At 64.1% G+C, this 22,035-nt stretch carries 13 protein-coding genes, 1 tRNA gene and 1 pseudogene; 1 reads left to right on the top strand and 14 read right to left on the bottom strand.

Going from position 1 to position 22,035, the window contains the following annotated elements; genetic code table 11:
• Positions 1–42: 42 nt before the first annotated feature.
• The 13 genes and pseudogenes from ACVIW0_RS15665 to ACVIW0_RS15605 all read right to left on the bottom strand — a co-directional run bounded on the left by ACVIW0_RS15665 (position 43) and on the right by ACVIW0_RS15605 (position 20,547).
• On the bottom strand, positions 43–2,094 hold the full coding sequence (locus ACVIW0_RS15665) for an ABC transporter ATP-binding protein (protein ID WP_461353142.1): 2,052 nt from the start codon (positions 2,092–2,094) through the stop codon (positions 43–45).
• 219 nt (positions 2,095–2,313) lie between these two features.
• Positions 2,314–4,375: pseudogene (locus ACVIW0_RS15660) on the bottom strand (FAD-dependent oxidoreductase).
• Between the two features lie 180 nt (positions 4,376–4,555).
• Entirely contained in the window at positions 4,556–8,758 is a 4,203-nt protein-coding gene (rpoC, locus tag ACVIW0_RS15655) for a DNA-directed RNA polymerase subunit beta' (RefSeq protein WP_461353141.1), read from the bottom strand.
• A gap of 128 nt (positions 8,759–8,886) precedes the next feature.
• Entirely contained in the window at positions 8,887–13,005 is a 4,119-nt protein-coding gene (gene rpoB / locus ACVIW0_RS15650; protein ID WP_461353140.1) for a DNA-directed RNA polymerase subunit beta, read from the bottom strand.
• A 440-nt stretch (positions 13,006–13,445) separates the two neighbouring features.
• The gene (gene rplL, locus ACVIW0_RS15645; RefSeq protein ID WP_225713867.1) at positions 13,446–13,826 is read right to left on the bottom strand and encodes a 50S ribosomal protein L7/L12; all 381 of its coding nucleotides are present in this window, start codon (positions 13,824–13,826) and stop codon (positions 13,446–13,448) included.
• A gap of 53 nt (positions 13,827–13,879) precedes the next feature.
• Complete coding sequence (rplJ, locus tag ACVIW0_RS15640; protein ID WP_146991572.1) at positions 13,880–14,398, bottom strand: 50S ribosomal protein L10; 519 nt, start codon at positions 14,396–14,398, stop codon at positions 13,880–13,882.
• 579 nt (positions 14,399–14,977) lie between these two features.
• Entirely contained in the window at positions 14,978–15,931 is a 954-nt protein-coding gene (locus tag ACVIW0_RS15635) for a 2-hydroxyacid dehydrogenase (RefSeq protein WP_461353139.1), read from the bottom strand.
• Between the two features lie 190 nt (positions 15,932–16,121).
• Positions 16,122–16,814, bottom strand: a complete 693-nt coding sequence (gene rplA / locus ACVIW0_RS15630; RefSeq protein ID WP_456754187.1) for a 50S ribosomal protein L1 — start codon at positions 16,812–16,814, stop codon at positions 16,122–16,124.
• A 6-nt stretch (positions 16,815–16,820) separates the two neighbouring features.
• On the bottom strand, positions 16,821–17,249 hold the full coding sequence (gene rplK, locus ACVIW0_RS15625; protein ID WP_011088164.1) for a 50S ribosomal protein L11: 429 nt from the start codon (positions 17,247–17,249) through the stop codon (positions 16,821–16,823).
• Between the two features lie 130 nt (positions 17,250–17,379).
• Complete coding sequence (nusG, locus tag ACVIW0_RS15620; protein WP_016840553.1) at positions 17,380–17,913, bottom strand: transcription termination/antitermination protein NusG; 534 nt, start codon at positions 17,911–17,913, stop codon at positions 17,380–17,382.
• 20 nt (positions 17,914–17,933) lie between these two features.
• Complete coding sequence (gene secE / locus ACVIW0_RS15615; protein WP_028335448.1) at positions 17,934–18,125, bottom strand: preprotein translocase subunit SecE; 192 nt, start codon at positions 18,123–18,125, stop codon at positions 17,934–17,936.
• A 338-nt stretch (positions 18,126–18,463) separates the two neighbouring features.
• Positions 18,464–19,753 (bottom strand): ATP-binding protein, encoded by a 1,290-nt coding sequence (locus tag ACVIW0_RS15610; protein ID WP_461353138.1) that lies wholly within the window; start codon positions 19,751–19,753, stop codon positions 18,464–18,466.
• A gap of 47 nt (positions 19,754–19,800) precedes the next feature.
• Positions 19,801–20,547, bottom strand: a complete 747-nt coding sequence (locus ACVIW0_RS15605) for a response regulator (protein WP_461353137.1) — start codon at positions 20,545–20,547, stop codon at positions 19,801–19,803.
• A gap of 206 nt (positions 20,548–20,753) precedes the next feature.
• Between ACVIW0_RS15605 and ACVIW0_RS15600 the strand changes: the two genes are divergently transcribed.
• Positions 20,754–21,662, top strand: a complete 909-nt coding sequence (locus ACVIW0_RS15600; protein ID WP_461353136.1) for a DUF3313 domain-containing protein — start codon at positions 20,754–20,756, stop codon at positions 21,660–21,662.
• Between the two features lie 169 nt (positions 21,663–21,831).
• Here the strand turns inward: ACVIW0_RS15600 and ACVIW0_RS15595 are convergent.
• Positions 21,832–21,907 (bottom strand) — tRNA-Trp (locus ACVIW0_RS15595).
• Positions 21,908–22,035: the final 128 nt, after the last annotated feature.

Genomic DNA, 22,035 nt, shown 5'->3' with positions numbered 1-22,035 from the left:
GACGAGATCGGCAGGCGCTGCGCATCCACGCCGCGGCGGGCGTCACGCCTCCTCGTCCTCGTCTTCTTCGTCATCATCATCCGAGCCGTCGTCATCCTCGTCGTCCGCGTCATGCTGCGAGAGGCCCTGGTCGTCCCACAGCTTGCGGTAGACGCCGTTGCGGGCGAGCAGCTCCTGGTGCGAGCCACGCTCGATCGCCCTGCCGCCCGATATCACGATGATCTCGTCCATCTCGACCACCGAGGTCAGGCGGTGCGTCGACCAGATCATGGTGCGGCCCTCGGCGACCTTGAGCAGCGTACGGTTGATCGCGGCTTCGGTGGTCTGGTCGAGCGCCGAGGTCGCCTCGTCGAGCAGCAGCACCGACGGATTGCGGATGATCGCGCGCGCGATCGCGATGCGCTGGCGCTGGCCGCCCGACAGCGTATCGCCGCGCTCGCCGACCGGCGTGTCGTAGCGCTGCGGCAGGCTCATGATGTAGCGATGGATCTCGGCCTTCTTCGCGGCGTCCTCGACCTCCGCGTCGGTGGCGCCTTCCTTGCCGAGCCGGATGTTCTCGCGGATCGACATGTTGAACAGCATGTTCTCCTGGAACACGACCGCCATGTTGGCCCGCAGCGACTCGCGCGTCACCCGGCGGATGTCGACGCCGTCGATGGCGACGCGGCCCTCGTCCGGCACGTAGAGCCGCAGGATCAGGTTGATCAGCGTGCTCTTGCCGGAGCCGCTGGGGCCTACGATCGCAATGCTCTTGCCGGCCTTGAGCTTGAGGCTGAGATTGTTGAGCACCGGCGTCTCCGCCCCCTCATACTGGAAGGTGACGCGGTCGAACGAGATGTCGTTGGTGATGCGCGGCAGGTCCGGCGCCCCGGGACGGTCGGCGCCACGGGTCGGCTCGTCGAGCAGCTCCTGGATGTGCCGCACCGCCGCCGCCGACGAGATCGAGACCGGGATGAAGTGCATGAGATGGGCGATGTTGTACGACACCTCCCAGAATGCGCTCTCGAAGGTCACGAAGGTGCCGACCGTGATCTGGCCCTTGGTGGCGAGATAGGCGCCGATCGCCAGCACCACGAGGTGCAGCAGCAGCACCGCGATGGTGACGGTGCGCTCGACCATGGTCGACAGGAACATCGCCGAGGCGGCCTTGTCGCGGACGTCGCGGTTGCGCAGCGTGAACCAGCCGAGCGCGCGGCGTTGCAGGTTGAACGCCTTCACCACCGCTTGCGCGGCGACGTTCTCCTGCACGGTGCCGAGCAACGCAGCTTCGTTCTGCTTCTGCTCGTAATTGGCCTGCACCGCCTTCGGCGTCAGGATGCGCGGACCGATCAGCGTGATCGGAAACACCAAGAGCGCGACCGCGGCGAGCTGCCAGTTCAGGAACAGCATCAGGACGATGCCGGCGACCAGCTCGAGGAACGGCAGCGCCGCGCTGTTGGCGAAGCTCTTGATCGTGCCCTCGAAGGCCGAGAGGTCGATCGAGAAGCGCGACAGGATCTCGCCGCGCTTGGTGCGTGCGAAATAGGCCGACGGCAGGTTCTGGACGTGCTCGAAGATCCGGGTCCGGACGTCGGCGATGATGCCGGCGGCGAGCCGCGCATCCCAGCGCTCGTACCAGACCGCGATGATCGAGGTGACGATGCCGGCCACCGCAAGCACGCCGAGGATCTTGTACAGGGCGCCGAAATCCTCCTCGCCGAGCGCATCGTCGATCAGGAATTTCAGGCTGAGCGGCATGATGACGTTGAACAACGTCTCGACCAGCACGCCGAAGGCGACGAAGGCGAACGGCTTGCGGTAGTTCGCCAGGATCGGCCTGACGAAGCCATAGATCGTGGAGAGCGCGCCGGCGGCTTCCTTGGCGGTGTAGACGACGAGATCCTCGTCGTCATCATCGTCATCGAGCTCGAACTCGTCGTCCTCATCCTCATCATCGTCGTCGTCAGCCGGGGCCGCGGCGGGCTTTGCGGAGGCCGCTGCCGCGGGCGGAGCGGCCACGGCTGAGGGCTTCTTCTTCAGCTCGGGATCGTCAGCCGTCGGTCTCGTCGGATCGTCTGGTGCAGGAGGTCTTGATGCAGGAGGTTTTGGCGCCATGAAACCAACCGATGCTCCACGGCCGGCATGACCGCAAGTCAAAGTGCAGCCGATGACGCTGCGGCCGCGATCCTATGCGATCAGGATGAATTCGGCAAAGCGTTTGGAACGGCCGAAGCCCCACATGATCGCGACGATTCGCGACCAGGCCCTGCCGCCGTTTGACAGTTGGTTGACGCACGACCAATCGCCTTGCGTCAGACCCGTCAATCGTTGCCGCTAATCGTCGAGGTCGGCTTCGACCTTGTCGAAGAACGAATAGCGCAGGCTGTCGGAATCGGCGTACCACTGCCCCGGCCCCTTGTTGGCGGCCAGCGTCAGCGTCCACAGCGCGTCGGTGCAGTCGCGGCGGTGCATCGACAGGTCGAAGCCGTTGCCGAAGAACAGTTCCGACCACTCCCACCAGGTGCCGAGCTTCTTTACCCCGCGCAACAGGTCGTAGCGGTCGATCACCGCCGGCGCCATGTCCGAGGTCACCGACGCGAACACGACGCCGGTCTTGACCACGCGGTTCAGTTCCCGCACCCCGCGCACGACCTGCTTGTCGCCGAGATGGCACAGCGCGGTTTCGAACACGAAGTCGAACTCGTTGTCCTTGAACGGCATGTCGGCGATAGAGCCGAGCTTGTTGTACTTCTTCAGCGCCTTCGGCGTCTTGCCGTGGATGTAGCGGTTGTTCTCGATGCCCCAGGCATCGATGCCGCGCTCGCGCAGCGCGCCGACCAGCTCGCCGCTGGCGGAGCCGGCGATCAGGAGCTTGTAGCCCTTCGCCCTGCCCCACACGGTCTTGATCAGGTCGGTCAGATAGGCCGGGTCGGTGAAGTCGCGCCAGACTTCGCTGTAGGGGCCGGCGCCGCGATAGTTGTCGAAATAGCTGCGGTCGATCCTGTCGGAGAGCGCGCCCTCGTCCTGCGCGCGGGCGCGGCGCAGCCGCATCATCTCGGTCAGGATGATGTCGGTCGCGGCATCGGAGGAGTCAAGCAGGCCGTTCAGCGTCGAATCGAACAGATAGTCGCCGACCACCACGATGCCGGGATGCTGTTTCGGCTCGGGGCGATGGTTGGTCATGACGTCGCGCACCGGCAGGCCGCCCGGCAGCGCGTTGACCGAGGACAGCCAGCGATGGATCTTACCCTCGAGGAAGTGCTCGCGGGCGTCGCCGAGCGAGGCCGGCAGCGACTTCAGTGCGGCGTCGATCAGCTCCTGGTCGGAGAGATTGGCGAAGGCGAGCGCATCGGAGCCCGCGATCAGCCAGTTCAGCACGCCGTGCTTGCCGACGTCGTGGCGCGCGCCCTCGTTGTAGACGCAGCAGCCGCCAAACGCTTCCGACATGAACCAGGCGCCCGGGATCTTCTCGCCCCAGAAAGGCTCGTCGAACAGGATCGAGACGCGCAGATAATGCGCCGGCCGGTCGAAATAGGCGACGTGCTTGACCATCGACTTGCGCAGCTCTTCGCCGTCCCAGCGCATGGTCGCGAGCCAGGAGTGCGGCAGGCAGACCAGCACGAGGTCGAAGTCGCGCGTCTCCGGCCCCTTGCCGTTCATCATGTTGAGCTGATAGCGGCCCTGCTCGGTCTTGCCGACCTTGAGCACGCGATGGTTGAGCTGGATGTCGGCATTGACTTCCGAGCGCAGGCAATCGATCAGCTGCTCGTTGCCGTTCTGGATCGAATACAGGCCGATATAGCCGTCGACATCCATCACGTAGTTCTTCAGCGCGTTGAGGCCGTTGGTGTTGTGGCTCTCGGTCGCGAGATCGGAGCGCGCCATCACCTTGAAGAACCGCTTGGCAGTCGCGTCCTCGACCTCCTCGTCGAGGACCTGCTCGGCGGTCTTGTAGGCCCACGGATGCTCGTTGTCGTGTGGATCCGACACCCTCGTAATATTCGATCGGCGACACCAGCTCGGTGCAGCGCTTGCGGAACGCCTCGATTGCGGCGGCGGTCTTCTCCCCGTATTTGCGGCGCATGCCGGGAACGTCGGCCAGCAGCTCGCCATCGAGCTGCACCTGCTCGGCGTCCATCGGGATCGTCTGCAGCCCGAAATGCTGGATCAGCTCGCGCAGCGGGTCCGGCCCCGTCATCGAGTAATCATAGATCTCGGCAACGCCCGCCTCATACATCGCAGGTGCGCTGTCGAATTTGCGCGTGACGATCTTGCCGCCGAGGCGGTTCGATGCCTCGAAGATGGTGATGCGGCAGAGGTCGCCGAGTTTGCGCTTCAAATACCAGGCGCTCATCAGCCCCCCGGGGCCGCCGCCTACAATCGCCAAGTCGAGCATATCGATTCCGTGGTCTCCGGCGCGAGCCAAACAGCCGGTCTAAGTCATCCCAGCAAAGGCACTTTTTTGCCTGAAGGAAAGATGAACAAACTGCGTTCCTGCACCGCAGCAGGGGAAGAAAGCAGCAAAAAGGCCGGCTAAACGCCGGCCTTTTCGCCATATCCGTAGTCTTGCGGATGCCTATTCCGCGGGCGGCAGCGCCAGCGGCTCGGCTTCCGGAGCCGTCGGCACGATCGCCGCCTGCTGCTTCTCGCGCTCGTCGAGGATCAGCTTGTCGCGCTTGACCGCGACCTCGCGGATCCGCGCCATCGAGGCGCCGGTGCCGGCCGGGATCAGGCGGCCGACAATGACGTTCTCCTTGAGGCCTTCGAGCGGGTCGATCTTGCCGTTGACGGCAGCCTCGGTGAGCACGCGCGTGGTCTCCTGGAACGACGCCGCCGAGAAGAACGAGCGGGTCTGCAAGCTCGCCTTGGTGATGCCGAGCAGAACCGGCGTTCCCGTGGCGGGCTTCTTGCCCTCCTCCTTGGCCTTGGTGTTGAGCGCGTCGAACTCGATCTTGTCGACCTGCTCACCCGAGATCATGTCAGTGTCGCCCTGGTCGGTGACTTCGACCTTCTGCAGCATCTGACGGACAATCACCTCGATGTGCTTGTCGTTGATGAGCACGCCCTGCAACCGGTAGACCTCCTGGATTTCGTTGACCAGATAGGCAGCGAGTTCCTCGATGCCCTTGATCGCCAGGATGTCGTGCGGCGCCGGATTGCCTTCGACGATGAAATCGCCCTTTTCGACGATGTCGCCGTCCTGAAGGTGGATGTGCTTGCCCTTCGGGATCAGGTACTCCCGCGGCTCCTCGGTCTTGTCCATCGGCTCGATCGAGATGCGGCGCTTGTTCTTGTAGTCGCGGCCGAAGCGGATCGTTCCCGCGGTCTCCGCGATGATCGCCGCATCCTTCGGCTTGCGAGCCTCGAACAGTTCCGCCACCCGCGGCAGACCGCCGGTGATGTCACGCGTCTTGGCGCTCTCGGTCGAGATACGCGCCAGGATGTCGCCGGGCATCACCTTGCCGCCGACGTCGACCGACAGAATGGCGTCGACCGACAGCATGTAGCGGGCATCGCCGCCACGCGCGAGCTTCATCACCTTGCCGTCCTTGCCCTTGACCACGATGGCCGGACGCAGATCCGAACCGCCGCGCGTCGTGCGCCAGTCGATGACCACGCGCTTGGCGATACCGGTGGACTCGTCGAGCGTTTCCGAGATCGACTGGCCTTCGACCAGATCCTCGAAACCGATCGTGCCCTCGACCTCGCTCAGCACCGGGCGGGTATAGGGATCCCACTCGGCGATGCGCTGGCCGCGCTTGACCATGTCGCCTTCGTCGACGTGCATCTTCGAACCGTACTGGATACGGTGGGTTGCACGCTCGGTGCCATCGGCATCGACGATCGCAACGACCATGTTGCGCACCATCGCGATCAGGCTGCCTTCGCTGTTGCGGGCGATGGCCTTGTTCTTGATCACGATCTTGCCGTCGAAGTTCGATTCGACGAACGACTGCTCGTTGAGCTGGGCGGCGCCGCCGATGTGGAACGTGCGCATCGTCAGCTGCGTGCCGGGCTCACCGATCGACTGCGCGGCGATGACGCCGACAGCCTCACCGTGGTTGACCGGGGTGCCGCGGGCCAGGTCGCGGCCGTAGCACTTCGCGCAGATGCCGTTGATCAGCTCGCAGGTCAGTGCCGAACGGATCTTCACTTCCTGGATGCCGGCCTGCTGGATCGCGTCGACGTGGCTCTCCTCCATCAAGGTGTCGCGCTTGACGATGACCTCGTTGGTGGCAGGATCGCGCACGTCATCGCAGGCCACGCGGCCCAGGATGCGCGAGCCGAGCGAGGCGACCACGGTGCCGGCGTCGACGATGGCACGCATCTTGATGCCGAGCGTGGTGCCGCAATCGGTCTGCGTGATGATGCAGTCCTGCGCGACGTCGACCAGACGACGGGTCAGATAGCCCGAGTTCGCGGTCTTCAACGCGGTGTCCGCGAGGCCCTTGCGGGCGCCGTGGGTCGAGTTGAAGTATTCGAGCACCGACAGACCTTCCTTGAAGTTGGAAATGATCGGCGTCTCGATGATCTCACCCGACGGCTTGGCCATCAGGCCGCGCATGCCGGCAAGCTGGCGCATCTGGGCCGGCGAACCACGCGCACCGGAGTGCGCCATCATATAGATCGAGTTGATGTCGGCATCCGCACCCGCCGCCGTCTTCTTGGTGGACGAGATCTCCTTCATCATCGCCTTGGCGACTTCTTCACCGGCCTTCGACCAGGCGTCGACGACCTTGTTGTACTTCTCGCCATGGGTGATCAGGCCGTCATTGTACTGCTGCTCGAAATCCTTCGCCAGCGTACGGGTCTGGTCCACGATCTTCCACTTCGACGCCGGCACGACCATGTCGTCCTTGCCGAACGAGATGCCCGCCTTGAAGGCGTTGTAGAAGCCGAGCGCCATGATGCGATCGCAGAAGATCACCGTCTCCTTCTGACCGCAGTGACGGTAGACCTGGTCGATCACGCCGGAGATCTCGCGCTTGGTCATCAGCTTGTTGATGATGTCGTACGAGATCCTCGGGTGCTTCGGCAGCAGATTGCCGAGCATGACGCGGCCGGCGGTGGTTTCGATCCAGCGCTTCGACAGCTTGCCTTCCTCGTCCATGCCTTCCCACCGGTACTTGATCTTGGTGTGGAGGTGGATGACCTTCGAATGCAGGGCGTGCTCGAGCTCGGCCATGTCGCCGAAGATCTTGCCCTCGCCGGGCAGGCCTTCGCGCATGATCGAGACGTAGTAGAGGCCGAGCACGATATCCTGCGACGGCACGATGATCGGCTGGCCGTTCGCCGGATGCAGGATGTTGTTGGTCGACATCATCAGGACGCGCGCTTCGAGCTGCGCTTCCAGCGACAGCGGAACGTGCACGGCCATCTGGTCGCCGTCGAAGTCGGCGTTGAAGGCGGCGCAGACCAGCGGATGCAGCTGGATCGCCTTGCCTTCGATCAGCACCGGCTCGAACGCCTGGATGCCCAGGCGATGCAGCGTCGGCGCGCGGTTCAGCAGCACCGGATGCTCGCGGATCACCTCGTCGAGGATATCCCAGACCTCCGGACGCTCCTTCTCGACCAGCTTCTTGGCTTGCTTCACCGTGGTGGACAGGCCCTTGGCGTCGAGCCGCGAGTAGATGAACGGCTTGAACAGCTCGAGCGCCATCTTCTTCGGCAGGCCGCATTGATGCAGGCGCAGCTCGGGACCGACCACGATCACCGAACGGCCCGAATAGTCGACGCGCTTGCCGAGCAGGTTCTGACGGAACCGGCCCTGCTTGCCCTTCAGCATGTCGGCGAGCGACTTCAGCGGCCGCTTGTTGGCGCCCGTGATGACGCGGCCGCGGCGGCCGTTGTCGAACAGCGCGTCGACGGCCTCCTGCAGCATGCGCTTTTCATTGCGGATGATGATGTCGGGCGCACGCAGCTCCATCAGCCGCTTCAGACGGTTGTTGCGGTTGATGACGCGGCGATACAGGTCGTTGAGGTCCGAGGTCGCGAACCGGCCGCCGTCGAGCGGCACCAGCGGACGCAGGTCCGGCGGAATCACCGGCACGACCGTCATGATCATCCATTCCGGCTTGTTGCCGGAGACGCGGAAGGCCTCGACGATCTTCAGACGCTTGGCGAGCTTCTTGTGCTTGATGTCGGAGTCGGTCTCCGCCATGTCGGCACGCAGCGTCGCCTCGAGCTTCTCGAGCTCGAGCCCCTTCAGCAGCTCGCGGATCGCCTCGGCGCCGATCATGGCGGTGAAGCTGTCCTGGCCGTATTCGTCCTGCGCCTTCAGATACTCGTCTTCCGACAGCAGTTGACGGTCCTTCAGCGCGGTCAGACCCGGCTCGAGCACGACGTAGTATTCGAAATACAGGATCCGCTCGAGATCCTTCAGCGTCATGTCGAGCAAGAGGCCGATGCGCGACGGCAGCGACTTCAGGAACCAGATGTGGGCAACGGGAGCGGCCAGCTCGATATGGCCCATGCGCTCGCGCCGGACGCGCGACAGTGTCACCTCGACCGAGCACTTCTCGCAGATGATGCCCTTGTACTTCATCCGCTTGTACTTGCCGCACAAGCACTCGTAGTCCTTGATCGGCCCGAAGATGCGGGCGCAGAACAGGCCGTCACGCTCCGGCTTGAAGGTGCGGTAGTTGATGGTCTCCGGCTTCTTGATCTCGCCGTACGACCAGGACAGAATCTTCTCCGGAGACGCGATCGAAATCCGGATCTGGTCGAAGACCTGGGCCGGCGTCGTCGGATTGAAAAGATTCATAATCTCTTGATTCATGGTCTTCTCCTCGCGTGCCGGTCGTCACCGGCAGCAAATTCGAAAGTTTTATTCAGCGCGCGCCCCACTCAACGTCCGGGCGGGGCGCGAAGGCCCGGCGCTTGCGCGCCGGGCGTCGATCACGAGCGTTACTCGGCGGCTTCCGACGTCGGCGCCGGTCCCACCTTGGAATTGTGCAGGTCGACGTTGAGGCCGAGCGAGCGCATTTCCTTGACCAGCACGTTGAACGATTCCGGAATGCCGGCCTCGAAGGTGTCGTCGCCGCGCACGATCGCCTCGTACACCTTGGTACGGCCGGCGACGTCGTCCGACTTCACGGTCAGCATTTCCTGCAGCGTGTAGGCGGCGCCGTAGGCTTCCAGCGCCCAGACCTCCATTTCGCCGAAGCGCTGGCCGCCGAACTGCGCCTTGCCGCCCAGCGGCTGCTGGGTGACGAGCGAGTACGGACCGATCGAACGCGCGTGGATCTTGTCGTCCACGAGATGGTGCAGCTTGAGCATGTAGATGTAGCCCATCGTCACCTTGCGATCGAACGCATCGCCGGTGCGGCCGTCATAGACGGTCGACTGGCCGGAGGCGTCGAAGCCCGCGAGCTTCAGCATCTCCTCGATGTCGGCTTCCTTGGCGCCGTCGAACACCGGCGTTGCGATCGGCACGCCGTGGCTCAGGTTGCGGCCGAGTTCGACCAGCTCGTTGTCGTTCAGCGACTTGATGGTTTCATCCTCGCCGTAGATCTTCTTCAGGGTCTCGCGCAGCGGCTTGAGATCCTGCTTCTGATAGTAGGCGTCGATGGTCTGGCCGATGCGCTTGCCGAGGCCGGCGCAGGCCCAACCGAGATGGGTCTCGAGGATCTGGCCGACGTTCATGCGCGAAGGCACGCCGAGCGGATTGAGCACGATGTCGGCATGGGTGCCGTCCTCGAGGAACGGCATGTCCTCGATCGGCACGATCTTCGACACCACGCCCTTGTTGCCGTGACGGCCGGCCATCTTGTCGCCGGGCTGGATCTTGCGCTTCACCGCGACGAAGACCTTGACCATCTTCATCACTCCGGGCGGCAGCTCGTCGCCACGCTGCAGCTTCTCGACCTTGTCGAGGAAACGCTGCTCGAGGCCCTTCTTCGACTCGTCGTACTGCTTCCGCATGGCCTCGATCTCGGCCATCAGCTTGTCGTTCGGCGAGGCGAACAGCCACCACTGCGACTTCGGATACTCGTCGAGCACCGCGCGGGTGATCTTGGTATCCTTCTTGAAGCCCTTCGGGCCGGCGATGCCCTGGCGGTTCTCCAGGAGCTCGGCGAGGCGGTTGTAGACGTTGCGGTCCAGGATCGCCTGCTCGTCGTCGCGATCCTTGGCCAGACGCTCGATCTCTTCCCGCTCGATCGCCAGCGCACGCTCGTCCTTGTCGACGCCGTGGCGGTTGAACACGCGGACTTCCACGATGGTGCCCTGCACGCCCGGAGGCACGCGCAGCGAGGTATCGCGGACGTCGGAGGCCTTCTCGCCGAAGATGGCGCGCAGCAGCTTCTCTTCCGGCGTCATCGGGCTCTCGCCCTTCGGCGTGATCTTGCCGACCAGGATGTCGCCGGCGCGGACTTCCGCACCGATGTAGACGATACCGGCTTCGTCGAGGTTCTTCAGCGCTTCTTCCGAGACGTTCGGAATGTCGCGGGTGATTTCCTCAGGCCCGAGCTTGGTGTCGCGGGCCATCACCTCGAACTCCTCGATATGGATCGAGGTGAAGACGTCGTCCTTCACGATCCGCTCGGAGAGCAGGATCGAGTCTTCGAAGTTGTAGCCGTTCCACGGCATGAAGGCGACTAGCACGTTGCGGCCGAGCGCGAGCTCGCCGAGATCGGTCGACGGACCGTCAGCGATGATGTCGCCCTTCTTGACGATGTCGCCGACCTTCACCAGCGGACGCTGGTTGATGCAGGTCGACTGGTTGGAACGCTGGTACTTCATCAGCCGGTAGATATCGACGCCCGACTTGGTCGGATCGAGATCCTCGGTGGCGCGGATCACGACGCGGGTGGCGTCGATCTGGTCGATCACGCCCGAGCGGCGCGCGGCAATCGCCGCGCCGGAGTCACGGGCGACCACGCCTTCCATGCCGGTGCCGACGAACGGCGCCTCGGCGCGAACCAGCGGCACCGCCTGGCGCTGCATGTTCGAGCCCATCAGCGCGCGGTTGGCGTCGTCGTTCTCGAGGAACGGGATCAGCGCCGCGGCAACCGAGACCAGCTGCTTCGGCGACACGTCCATGTAGTCGACCTTGTCCGGCGTCACCGGCAGCACTTCGCCGGCGTGGCGGCAGACCACCAGATCGTCGGTGAAGCGGCCCTTGGCATCGAGCGGCACGTTGGCCTGCGCGACGCGGTAGCGGCCCTCTTCCATCGCGGACAGATAGACCACCTCGTCGGTGACCCGGCCGTCCTTGATCTTGCGATAGGGCGTCTCGACGAAGCCGTACTTGTTGACGCGCGCGAACGTCGCCAGCGAGTTGATCAGGCCGATGTTCGGACCTTCCGGCGTCTCGATCGGGCAGATACGGCCGTAATGCGTCGGATGCACGTCGCGGACTTCGAAGCCGGCACGCTCGCGGGTCAGACCGCCAGGGCCAAGCGCCGACAGGCGCCGCTTGTGGGTGATCTCCGACAGCGGGTTGGTCTGGTCCATGAACTGCGAGAGCTGCGAGGAACCGAAGAACTCGCGCACCGCGGCGGCCGCGGGCTTGGCGTTGATCAGGTCCTGCGGCATCACGGTGTCGATATCGACGCTCGACATGCGCTCCTTGATGGCGCGCTCCATGCGGAGCAGGCCGATCCGGTACTGGTTCTCCATCAGCTCGCCGACCGAGCGCACCCGGCGGTTGCCGAGGTGGTCGATGTCGTCGATCTCGCCCTTGCCGTCGCGCAGGTCGACCAGCGTCTTGATGACAGCCAGGATGTCTTCCTTGCGCAGGGTGCGGTGGGTGTCGGGCGCATCCAGCTCGAGGCGCATGTTCATCTTGACGCGGCCGACCGCGGAAAGGTCGTAGCGCTCGGCATCGAAGAACAGCGACTGGAACATCGCCTGCGCCGAATCCAGCGTCGGCGGCTCGCCCGGACGCATCACGCGGTAGATGTCGAACAGCGCGTCCTCGCGCGTCATGTTCTTGTCGGCCGCCAGCGTGTTGCGGATGTAGGCGCCGACATTGACGTGGTCGATGTCGAGCAGCGGCAGGTCCTTATAGCCCTGCTCGTTGAGCACCTTGAGCGACTTCTCGGTGATCTCCTCGCCGGCCTCGGCGTAGATCTCGCCGGTCTTCGGGTTGACGAGGTCCTCGGCAAGATAGTTGCCGACGAGTTCCTCGTCCGACATCCGCAGCGCCTTGAGGCCCTTCTCCTGGAGCTGGCGCGCCTGGCGCACGGTCAGCTTCTTGCCGGCCTCGAGCACCACCTTGCCGGTGTCGGCGTCGATCAGGTCGTTGACGGTCGAATAGCCGCGGAAGCGGTTGGCATCGAACGGCACGCGCCATCCGTCCTTGGTCCGCTTGTAGGTGATCTTCTTGTAGAAGGTCGACAGGATCTGCTCGCCGTCGAGACCGAGCGCGTACATCAGCGAGGTCACGGGGATCTTGCGGCGGCGGTCGATGCGCGCGAACACGATGTCCTTGGCGTCGAACTCGATGTCGAGCCAGGAACCGCGATACGGAATCACGCGCGCGGCAAACAACAGCTTGCCGGACGAATGGGTCTTGCCCTTGTCGTGGTCGAAGAACACGCCGGGCGAGCGGTGCATCTGCGAGACGATGACGCGCTCGGTGCCGTTGACGACGAAGGTGCCGTTCATCGTCATGAGCGGGATATCGCCCATGTAGACGTCCTGCTCCTTGATGTCCTTGACCGACTTGGCGCCGGTTTCCTCGTCGATATCGAACACGATCAGGCGCAGCGTCACCTTGAGCGGCGCAGCGAAGGTCATGCCGCGCTGGCGGCACTCGTCGACGTCGTATTTCGGCTGTTCGAACTCGTAGCGGACGAATTCCAGCATCGAGGTGCCGGAGAAGTCCGAGATCGGGAACACCGAGCGGAACACCGCCTGCAGGCCCTCATCGAGGCGACCGCCGGCCGGCTCGTCAACCATCAGGAACTGGTCATAGGACGCCTTCTGAACCTCGATGAGGTTCGGCATCTCGGCGACTTCCTTGATGTGACCGAAAAACTTGCGTACGCGTTTGCGACCGGTGAATGTCTGCTGCGCCATCGTGGCCTCTCATTTTCGTCGCCTTTGTGGGGCGAACCTTCCGGGAGCGACTGCCATCGGCCCCGGGTTGAATTTCGAATCGTCCCGAAGGAACGAAGCGCAAAGTCAGGAATTAAATCCCCGGCCCGGCCCCCATTGCCTCCAAAACGCAAAACGACGCGCGGGGCGCATCACTGCACCCGCTCGTCCAAACGCTCCGCTTTACGGACTGAAAAAGCCCGAAATCTGACTGTCTCCCAACGGCTTCCGCCAGGGACCCTGCCGCCCCCGCCGCCTACCGTGTTTTTCCGCTGCCAACCCGATATGGGATGGCAATAAAGGAGATTCGAGGGTTAAGTCCACGGATCCCCACACTTTTTTGTGTCCGGCGCGCCACGCGACAACCTGTCGCACGCCGTTTGCATGGCCCGGGAGCGCCCGAGGCGCTCCCGGATTGCGCATTACTTGAGCTCGACCTTGGCGCCAGCCTTCTCGAGCTGGGCCTTGATCTTGTCGGCTTCTTCCTTGTTGACGCCTTCCTTGACGGGCTTCGGAGCGCCTTCGACGAGGTCCTTGGCTTCCTTCAGGCCCAGGCCGGTGATGGCGCGGACTTCCTTGATGACTTCGATCTTCTTGTCGCCGGCAGCAGCCAGCACGATGGTGAAGTCGGTCTTCTCTTCAGCCGGAGCAGCGGCACCGCCACCACCTGCAGCCGGGCCGGCCACCGCGACGGCGGCAGCGGCGGACACGCCCCACTTTTCTTCGAGGAGCTTGGCGAGTTCGGCCGCTTCGAGCACGGTGAGGCTCGAGAGGTCGTCAACGATTTTCTGCAGATCAGCCATTGTTCAGTTCCTTAAACGTTTGGTTCGAACCAGGTTTGAGATTAGCGAAGGGGTCAGGCCGCTTCGCCCTTTGAGGCATGAGCCTGAATGACGCGTGCGAGCTTGGCCGCGGGCGCGTTGGAGAGCTGAGCAAGCTTGGTCGCCGGCGCCACGATGAGGCCAACGATCTTGCCGCGCAGTTCGTCGAGCGACGGCAGTGAGGCGAGCGCCTTCACGCTGTCGACATTCAGGACGGTTTTACCCATCGAGCCGCCGAGGATGACGAACTTCTCGTTCGCCTTGGCGAATTCGATGGCAACCTTTGGCGCCGCAACCGGATCGTTCGAGGTAGCGATCACGGTCGGCCCCTTCAGCAGGGAGCCGATGGCAGCGACGTCAGTGCCTTCAAGAGCAATTTTGGCGAGACGGTTCTTCGAGACCTTCACCGACGCGCCCGCCTGCTTCATCTGCATGCGCAGCTTCTGCATCTGGGCCACGGTGAGGCCGGAATAGTGAGCAACGATCGCAACCGACGTGGTCTTGAAGACCTCGTTAAGTTGTTCGACCGACTCTTTTTTTGCCGCTCGTTCCACAGCAAGCTCTTTCCGGTTGGCGGCCTTTCCGCGAAGGTCGGGACCGCCGGGTTGCACCCATCGTCCCGCCCTAAACCTGATCCGCAAGGCGCAAGACCCTTCGGACATGCCGGGCAAGACGACATCTAGAAGCCTGCCCTCCCAGAGCCTTGCGGCCATGGGCTGTCGAGGTTCGAACCAAACCAGCTTCCCAGCCGCGACTGGTCGCGACGTGGAGCGCATAATCCGGTCTTCACCCGTCTATGCAGGCCATGCGATTAAGCCGTTGAAAACACGAAGTTCTCGCGGGCGCCTGCAGTCTTGGACAGGATCGAGGCACTTCAGCATGCTGAAGGCCCCTGCTCTCATTCCTCAGGAGGCGACGGGTCTCCTTCCTTTCGAGCATCCTTGCGGGCATGCGGAAAGGAATGATCTCCTATCATCTCAGGTTTTCGGAATGCGAGCACGGACATGCCAGCAAGTGCCAGCACGCCCGGAAGGCGCTATGTAGCCGGTCCTGCCTTGCTTGCCAAGAGCAAATATTGGACCAATTTCATAGAGCGGTTGGGAACCGGTTCGGAGGCCGCAACCGCCGGTCGCTCAGCTGCCGCCCACCTTATATGGCAGCGGCTTGCCGGCAAAGAACGCGTCGAGATTGGCGAGCACGCAGTCCTGCATCGCGACGTGCGATTCCAGGGTATGGCCGCCGAGATGCGGCGACAGCACGACATTCGGCAACGCCGTCAGCGCGCCCGGCGGATGCGGCTCCCTGGCGAACACGTCGAGGCCGGCGCCCGCGATCACCCCGTCGGTCAGTGCGGCGACCAGCGCGGTCTCGTCGATGACGGACCCGCGCGAGATGTTGACGACAAAGCCGTCGCGGCCGAGCCGGCGCAGGATGTCGGCATTGACCGCATGCTCGGTCTCGGCGCCGGCGCGCACGGCGACCATCAGCAAGCTGCACCAATCGGCCAGCGCCTCCAGCGACGGCAAGTATTGATAGGGCACGTCATGCTTCGAGCGGCTGAAATAGCCGACCTCGGTCTCGAACGCGGCAACGCGGGCGGCGATCTTGCGGCCGATCTCGCCCATGCCATAGACGCCGACCTTGCGGCCGCGCATGCCCGCCTGCGGCCGCATCATCGGCGACGGCTTTGCACCGGCCCAGTCGCCGCTGCGGACATAATTGTCAGCCACCAAGAGCCGCCGCACCGACGCCAGCATCAAGGTGACCGCCGTGTCGGCAACCGACGCCGCATTGGCACCCGGACTGTGGCCGACCGCGATGCCGCGGCTGGCGGCCGCGGCGAGGTCGACGCCGTCATAGCCGGTGCCGTAGCAGACGATCGCGCCGAGCTTCGGCAGCATGTCCATGGTCTCGCCTCGGAGCGCGGTGCCGCCCGCGGTGATCATGGCCCTGACGTCGGCGAGCTCGCTCGGCGGGAATGCTTCGTCCGGCCGCTTGCCCGCCGCATTGAGGAGCTCATAGCGCTCGCCGAAGCGGATCAGCTGGGCTTTGGGAAAGCGCGAATAGACCAGGACCTTATCGGGCATTGTTGTTGTTTCCTGCGAGAGGCTTCAGATCTTGTCTTGACGCGTTTTCTTCACGCGAACCGGAAGCCACTTCGCTCGAAAACGCCTTGGCAAAACAAAACGCCTTGGCAAAACAAACGCCTTGGCAAAAACAAAGGGCGGAACCGGTTGCCCGATCCCGCCCCTCTTTGTCTCGTCACGCTCAAAGGCCTCAGCCGAGGATCGTGCCCGGCTCGACCTTCACGCCCGGGCCCATGGTGGAGGACACCGCCACGCGCTGGATGTAGGTGCCCTTGGAACCCGCCGGCTTCGCCTTGGAGACCGCGTCGGCCAGCGCCTTGACGTTCTCGACCAGCTTGTCCTCGGAGAACGAGGCCTTGCCGATGCCGGCCTGCACGATGCCGGCCTTCTCGACGCGGAACTCGACCGAGCCGCCCTTGGCGCCCTTCACGGCGTTGGCGACGTCCATGGTCACGGTGCCGATCTTCGGGTTCGGCATCATGCCGCGCGGACCGAGCACCTTACCGAGGCGGCCGACCAGCGGCATCATGTCGGGGGTAGCGATACAACGATCGAAATCGATCGCACCGCCCTGCACCTTCTCGACCAGGTCTTCGGCACCGACGACGTCGGCCCCGGCGGCCTTGGCTTCCTCAGCCTTGGCGCCGCGCGCGAACACGCCGACGCGCAGCGTGCGGCCGGTGCCGTTCGGCAGGTTGACGACGCCGCGGACCATCTGGTCGGCGTGGCGCGGGTCGACGCCGAGATTGATCGCGATCTCGATCGTCTCGTCGAACTTCGACTTGGCGCGCTCCTTGACCATCTTGATGGCGTCCGCGAGCGGGTAGAGCTTCTCGCGATCGACGCCCTCGCGGGCCTTCTTCAAACGCTTTCCGATTGCCATGGCCCGTTACCCCGCAACTTCCAGACCCATCGAACGGGCAGAGCCCTCGACCATCTTCATGGCCGATTCGATGGTGTCGCAATTCAAGTCCTTCATCTTCTTCTCGGCGATCTCGCGCACCTGCGCCTTGGTCACCTTGCCGGCCTTGTCGCGGCCCGGCGCCTTCGATCCGGACTGGATCTTGGCGGCCTGCTTGAGGAAGTAGGACATCGGAGGGGTCTTCATCTCGAAGGTGAAGGACCGGTCCGCATAGATGGTGATGATCACCGGGATCGGGGTGTTCTTCTCTTCCTTCTGGGTCTGGGCGTTAAACGCCTTGCAGAACTCCATGATGTTCAGACCGCGCTGACCAAGCGCGGGACCGATCGGGGGCGAGGGATTCGCCGCACCGGCCGGGACCTGAAGCTTCAGGTATCCGGTCACTTTCTTTGCCATATATCACTCCTGTTGTGCCGGACGGGGCCGGCGGTTTCAGGTTCCGTGGTCCGGTTGAAGGGGCTGGCGACCGCCTCCTCCCTCCCACGGCCTCTCACTTGACGCGGGGCATATACCCCACGCCGTCCGGTCAGACCACCTTTTCGACCTGACCGAATTCCAGTTCCACGGGGGTCGCGCGGCCGAAGATCGACACCGCGACCTTCACCCGCGAGCGCGCCTCGTCAATTTCTTCCACCACGCCCGAGAACGAGGCGAACGGGCCGTCGGCCACGCGCACGTTCTCGCCGATTTCGAACGACACCGACGCCTTCGGACGCTCCACGCCCTCCTGCACCTGGTGCAGGATCCGCATCGCTTCCGCTTCCGAGATCGGCATCGGCTTGTTTTCCGCGCCGAGGAAGCCGGTCACCTTCGGGGTGTTCTTGATCAGATGGAACGCCTCGTCGGTCAGCTTCATCTTCACTAGCACATAGCCCGGGAAGAACTTGCGCTCGGCGTCGATCTTGCGGCCGCGGCGCACCTCGGTGACCTTCTCGGTCGGCACCAGCACCTGCTCGAACAGCTCTTCCAGCCCGCGCTGCTTGGCCTGCTCGCGGATCGATTCCGCGACCTTCTTCTCGAAGTTGGAATAGGCGTGAACGATGTACCAGCGCTTGTCCATCAATTGAGTTCCCATGCTCATCAGTGGATGCCCAGTATCAGGGTAATCAGATAGCGGATGATCTGATCTGCGGCGAAGAAGAAGACCGAGGCCAGCGCCACCATCACGAACACCATGATCGTGGTGATGGTCGTCTCGCGGCGCGTCGGCCAGGTGACCTTGGCGGTCTCCGAGCGCACTTCCTGCAGGAATTTGAACGGGCTGAAAGCCATCGTGAGATCCGCGTCCGTCTCCGGACGATTGCAACGTTTCAAGGAATCCGAACGGCCGACCTTGCGGACCCAGCCCTCGTTTGGAAGGTTGAGCCGATAAACGAGCTCGAATGTTCGGGGAATTAGGCCGCGCCGGATATCCGCCATCAAAGCGGGCCGGCTGCGAGTGGGCGGTATCTACTGCGAGACCGGCCAAACGTCAAGGTCGGCAGGGTCGCGGCCGGCCCCGGCCAGGCTCAGGCCGATCGGGCGTTGGCCTCTCCAAATCAAGGGCTTAGCCGGCAGCCGGCAGCAGGGCGACGCGTCCGTCGCACATCGCAGCCGCTGTCCGGCCTGCTCTAGGCCAGGACAGACGTCGGCGGCAGCAGCATCGAGACCAGCAATCCGCTCGGCGCGCCGGGTTTCAAAGCGATGCTGCCGCCATGCCGTTTGACGATATCCTGGGCGATCGACAGGCCCAGCCCAAAGCCGCCGCTGTCCTGGCGTGCGCTGTCGCCCTTGAAGAACGGCTTGAACACCTTGTCGTGCAGCGCCAGCGGGATGCCGGGACCGTCGTCGGCCACCGCGATCTCGATATGGTCGGCCTCGGCGAGACGGAGCGTCACCGCGACGAGGCTGCCGTGCTTGACTGCATTCTCCACGATGTTGGTGACGGCGCGCGACAGCGCGCGGGGCCGGCAGACGTAGGGCAGCCGCGCGGGCCCGGCATACGATACCGCATGGCCCGTATCGGCGAAGTCCGAGCAGATCGTCTGCAGAAAGCTCGGAAGGTCGATGCACGATGCCGCCTCGGTGCGGGCGTCCTCGCGCAGATAGTCCAGCGTCTCGTTGATCATGCGCGTCATTTTGCCGATATCGCCCAGCATCGCCGTGCGCAGGGTATCTTCGCGCACGCGCTCGGAGCGCAACCTGAGCCGCGTCAGCGGCGTCCGCAGGTCATGGCTGATCGCCGCCAGCATGCGGGTGCGGTCGTCGAGCAGCGCAGCGATACGGGTGCGCATGTCATTCAGCGCGTCGGTGACCTGGGCGATTTCACGCGGCCCACGCCGGCGCAGTACCTCGGGAGCCCGCGGCGAGCGGCCGAACGAGGTCGCTGCGCGTGCCACTTCCGCCAGCGGAGCGATCACCCAGCGCACCGCGTAGACCGACAGCAGCAGCATGGATATCAGCACGACGATCGTCCCTCCGGCCACGGGGCGGAGCAACGTCGGCCAAAGGCCGCCCCTGACCGCAACGTCGGCCATCAACGCGTAGCCATCGTCGAGCCGTACGATCACCTGTGAGGACGAGCCTGCCGGATGGCGCAGTTCCTCCATCAACTCAATGCCGGGCTCGGCAGCCAGTTGCCGGAACGCTCGCATGGAAAACGACCGCGTTTCCGCGGCTGTTCGCGGCACCAGCTCGCCCAAGGAGACTCGCCTGACGTCGAGACCGCCACGCCTTGCGGCGGCCAGCAGTTCATCCGCGTCTACTGACGTCCTGGTGGAGCGTACAAGCTGGGTGAGCTCCGCAACCCGCCCTGCCAGAAATTTCTGCGTATCGGTGATCGAGGGAGAATCGAACAAGAAGATGATGGTCACCGCCGCGAGCATGATGCCGATCAGCTCCGAAAGCGCCACCAGGCTCATCAGTTGCGCCGCGACGCTGCGCGGGATCAGCCGCTGCGCCCATCCCATCAGATTTGCTCGACCGCAGGCGTGAACAGGTAACCGCCGAGCCGCACCGTCTTGATCATCGAACGGTCCTTCGGATCCGGCTCGATCTTCTGCCGGATGCGGCTGATATGGACGTCGACGCTGCGCTCGACCGATGCGATCAGGCCGCCGAAGGCCTGCTCGATCAGCTGCTCGCGCGACAGCACCTGGCCGGGATTGCGGCAGAACGCCAGCAGCAGATCGAACTCGGCTCCGGTGAGCGTGATGCGGACGCCGGCCGGGTCGTGCAGCTCGCGGGTGGTCGGGTTGATGCGCCATCCGGCGAAGGTCAAAGGACGCGGCCGGGAGCGCGCCGCCACGCCGCTCTCGACCCGGCGCAACAGCGCGCGGATGCGGGCCACCAGCTCGCGCGAATTGAACGGCTTGGTGACGTAGTCGTCGGCACCAAGCTCGAGGCCAAGGATGCGGTCGATGTCCTCGCCCCGCGCCGTCACCATGATGATCGGGATCGAGGACGACATGCGCAGGCGCCGGCAGATGCTCAGTCCATCCTCGCCCGGCAGCATCACGTCGAGCACGATGAGATCGAAGTTCTCGCGCTTGAGCAGCGCATCCATCTCGACGGCCGAACCGACCAGCACCGGCCTGAAGCCGTTGTCCTGCAGCACCTCGGCCAGCATGCGCGCAATATCGGCGTCGTCCTCGACGCAGAGAATCCGCGCGTTGGTGACGGGCAGGGTCACGAAGTCATCTTCCAGGATTTGCATCACGGCATTTTAGAGGCATCTGCCGCAAATCCGCAGCCCCGCAAATATAGCGTTTTGTTAAGCCTGCACGGCCAAATGTGGCTCAAATAGGTCGCGCGGTTTCGCGGTCTATAACTGACTTAACATCTCTTAATCCCGCCCTCGGCCGCCAAACCCTATCGTCACACGCGATCGTTTCCGGGGTGAGCGGTCGCTCGAGGGGTGAGATGAAAATCAAGATTCGACCGGACTCTGCTGCTGTCGCGCAGGGCACGGATCAGGTTTGGCTCGATCGCCGGTACAATCGGCCATCCGCGCTCGCCGGAGCCGCCGTTGCGGTCGCGTTGTTATCAGGCTGCGCCAGCGCGCCGATGACCAGAGGCGGATCACTGGCGTCCTACGACAGGCTGACCCCGTCGAACGGACTGCTGGCGAAATCGCTGGTTCACGTCAACAAGGACAGCGTGCTTGCCGCCAAAACCGTGCGGATCGTACCGACGACCTTCTCGCAGTCCGCCTCGCCGGCGCTGTCGCAGGAGCAGCGGCGCCTGGTCGCCAACGCGATCGACCGTACGCTCTGCGTCGGCCTCAGCGATCGACTCGAAGTCGTGGCTCCCGATCAACCGGCGGATCTGACCGCGCACGCGCTCGTCACCCAGGCCGCGACCACCGACGAAGTCGCCGCAGGCGCCTCCAGGGTGGTGAGCTTCCTGCCGACCGCGCTCGGCGCAGGCGTACCGATACCGGTGCCGCGATTACCGATCGGTCTCGGCAGCCTGACAGTCGAGGCCGAGGTGCGCGATCCGGCCAGCCGCGAACAAGCGGCGATGATCTGGGCCCGCGGCGCGAATTCATTCACCAACTCGCCGAGGGTTTCCAGCGTCGCGGACGCCTACGATCTCGCCTCCTCCTTCAGCGACGATTTCAGCAGGCTCGTCGTCACCGGCGCCACGCCATTCGGAAAGCCGCCGGAGCTGCCATCGTTCGACAAGATCGGCGCCAATCTCGGCGGCAAGCCGAAATACGCTGCCTGCGAGGCCTACGGTCGCAATCCCGGCTTGATCGGCATGGCAGCCGGGAGACTTGGCTTGCCGCCGGAGTGGTCCGACAAGGCGCCGGAGACGGCAGGCCAATGAACGATGCCGCCAACGACTGACCGGATCGTTTGCAGCAGCAGGACAATTCAAGAGACCTGAGGAATCGAAGACGCCGTGGACGGCGGCTGCCCGCTGATCGAGCAGTCGAAAATGATCATGGCCGGGGTCCGGGACATCTGCCAAGGCATTCAAATTGTTGGCTAAAAGCTGGCAGGAGTGGCAGGGCTCGAACCTGCGACCCCCGGTTTTGGAGACCGGTGCTCTACCAATTGAGCTACACTCCTGCAGGGAACCGGCGTCGCCGCCGGTTCGCGCCGTTTCAAGCACAGGGCATGGCCGGTTTGCAAGGGCGAAGCGCTGAAGCTTCTGTTCATTGCAAAACTTCTGCGCCAGACTTCGGCGATCAACTCGC

Source organism: Bradyrhizobium sp. USDA 4454, assembly GCF_054822705.1.
The sequence above is the reverse complement of the archived record's forward strand: the minus strand, read 5'-3'. Positions and strand labels throughout refer to the sequence as shown.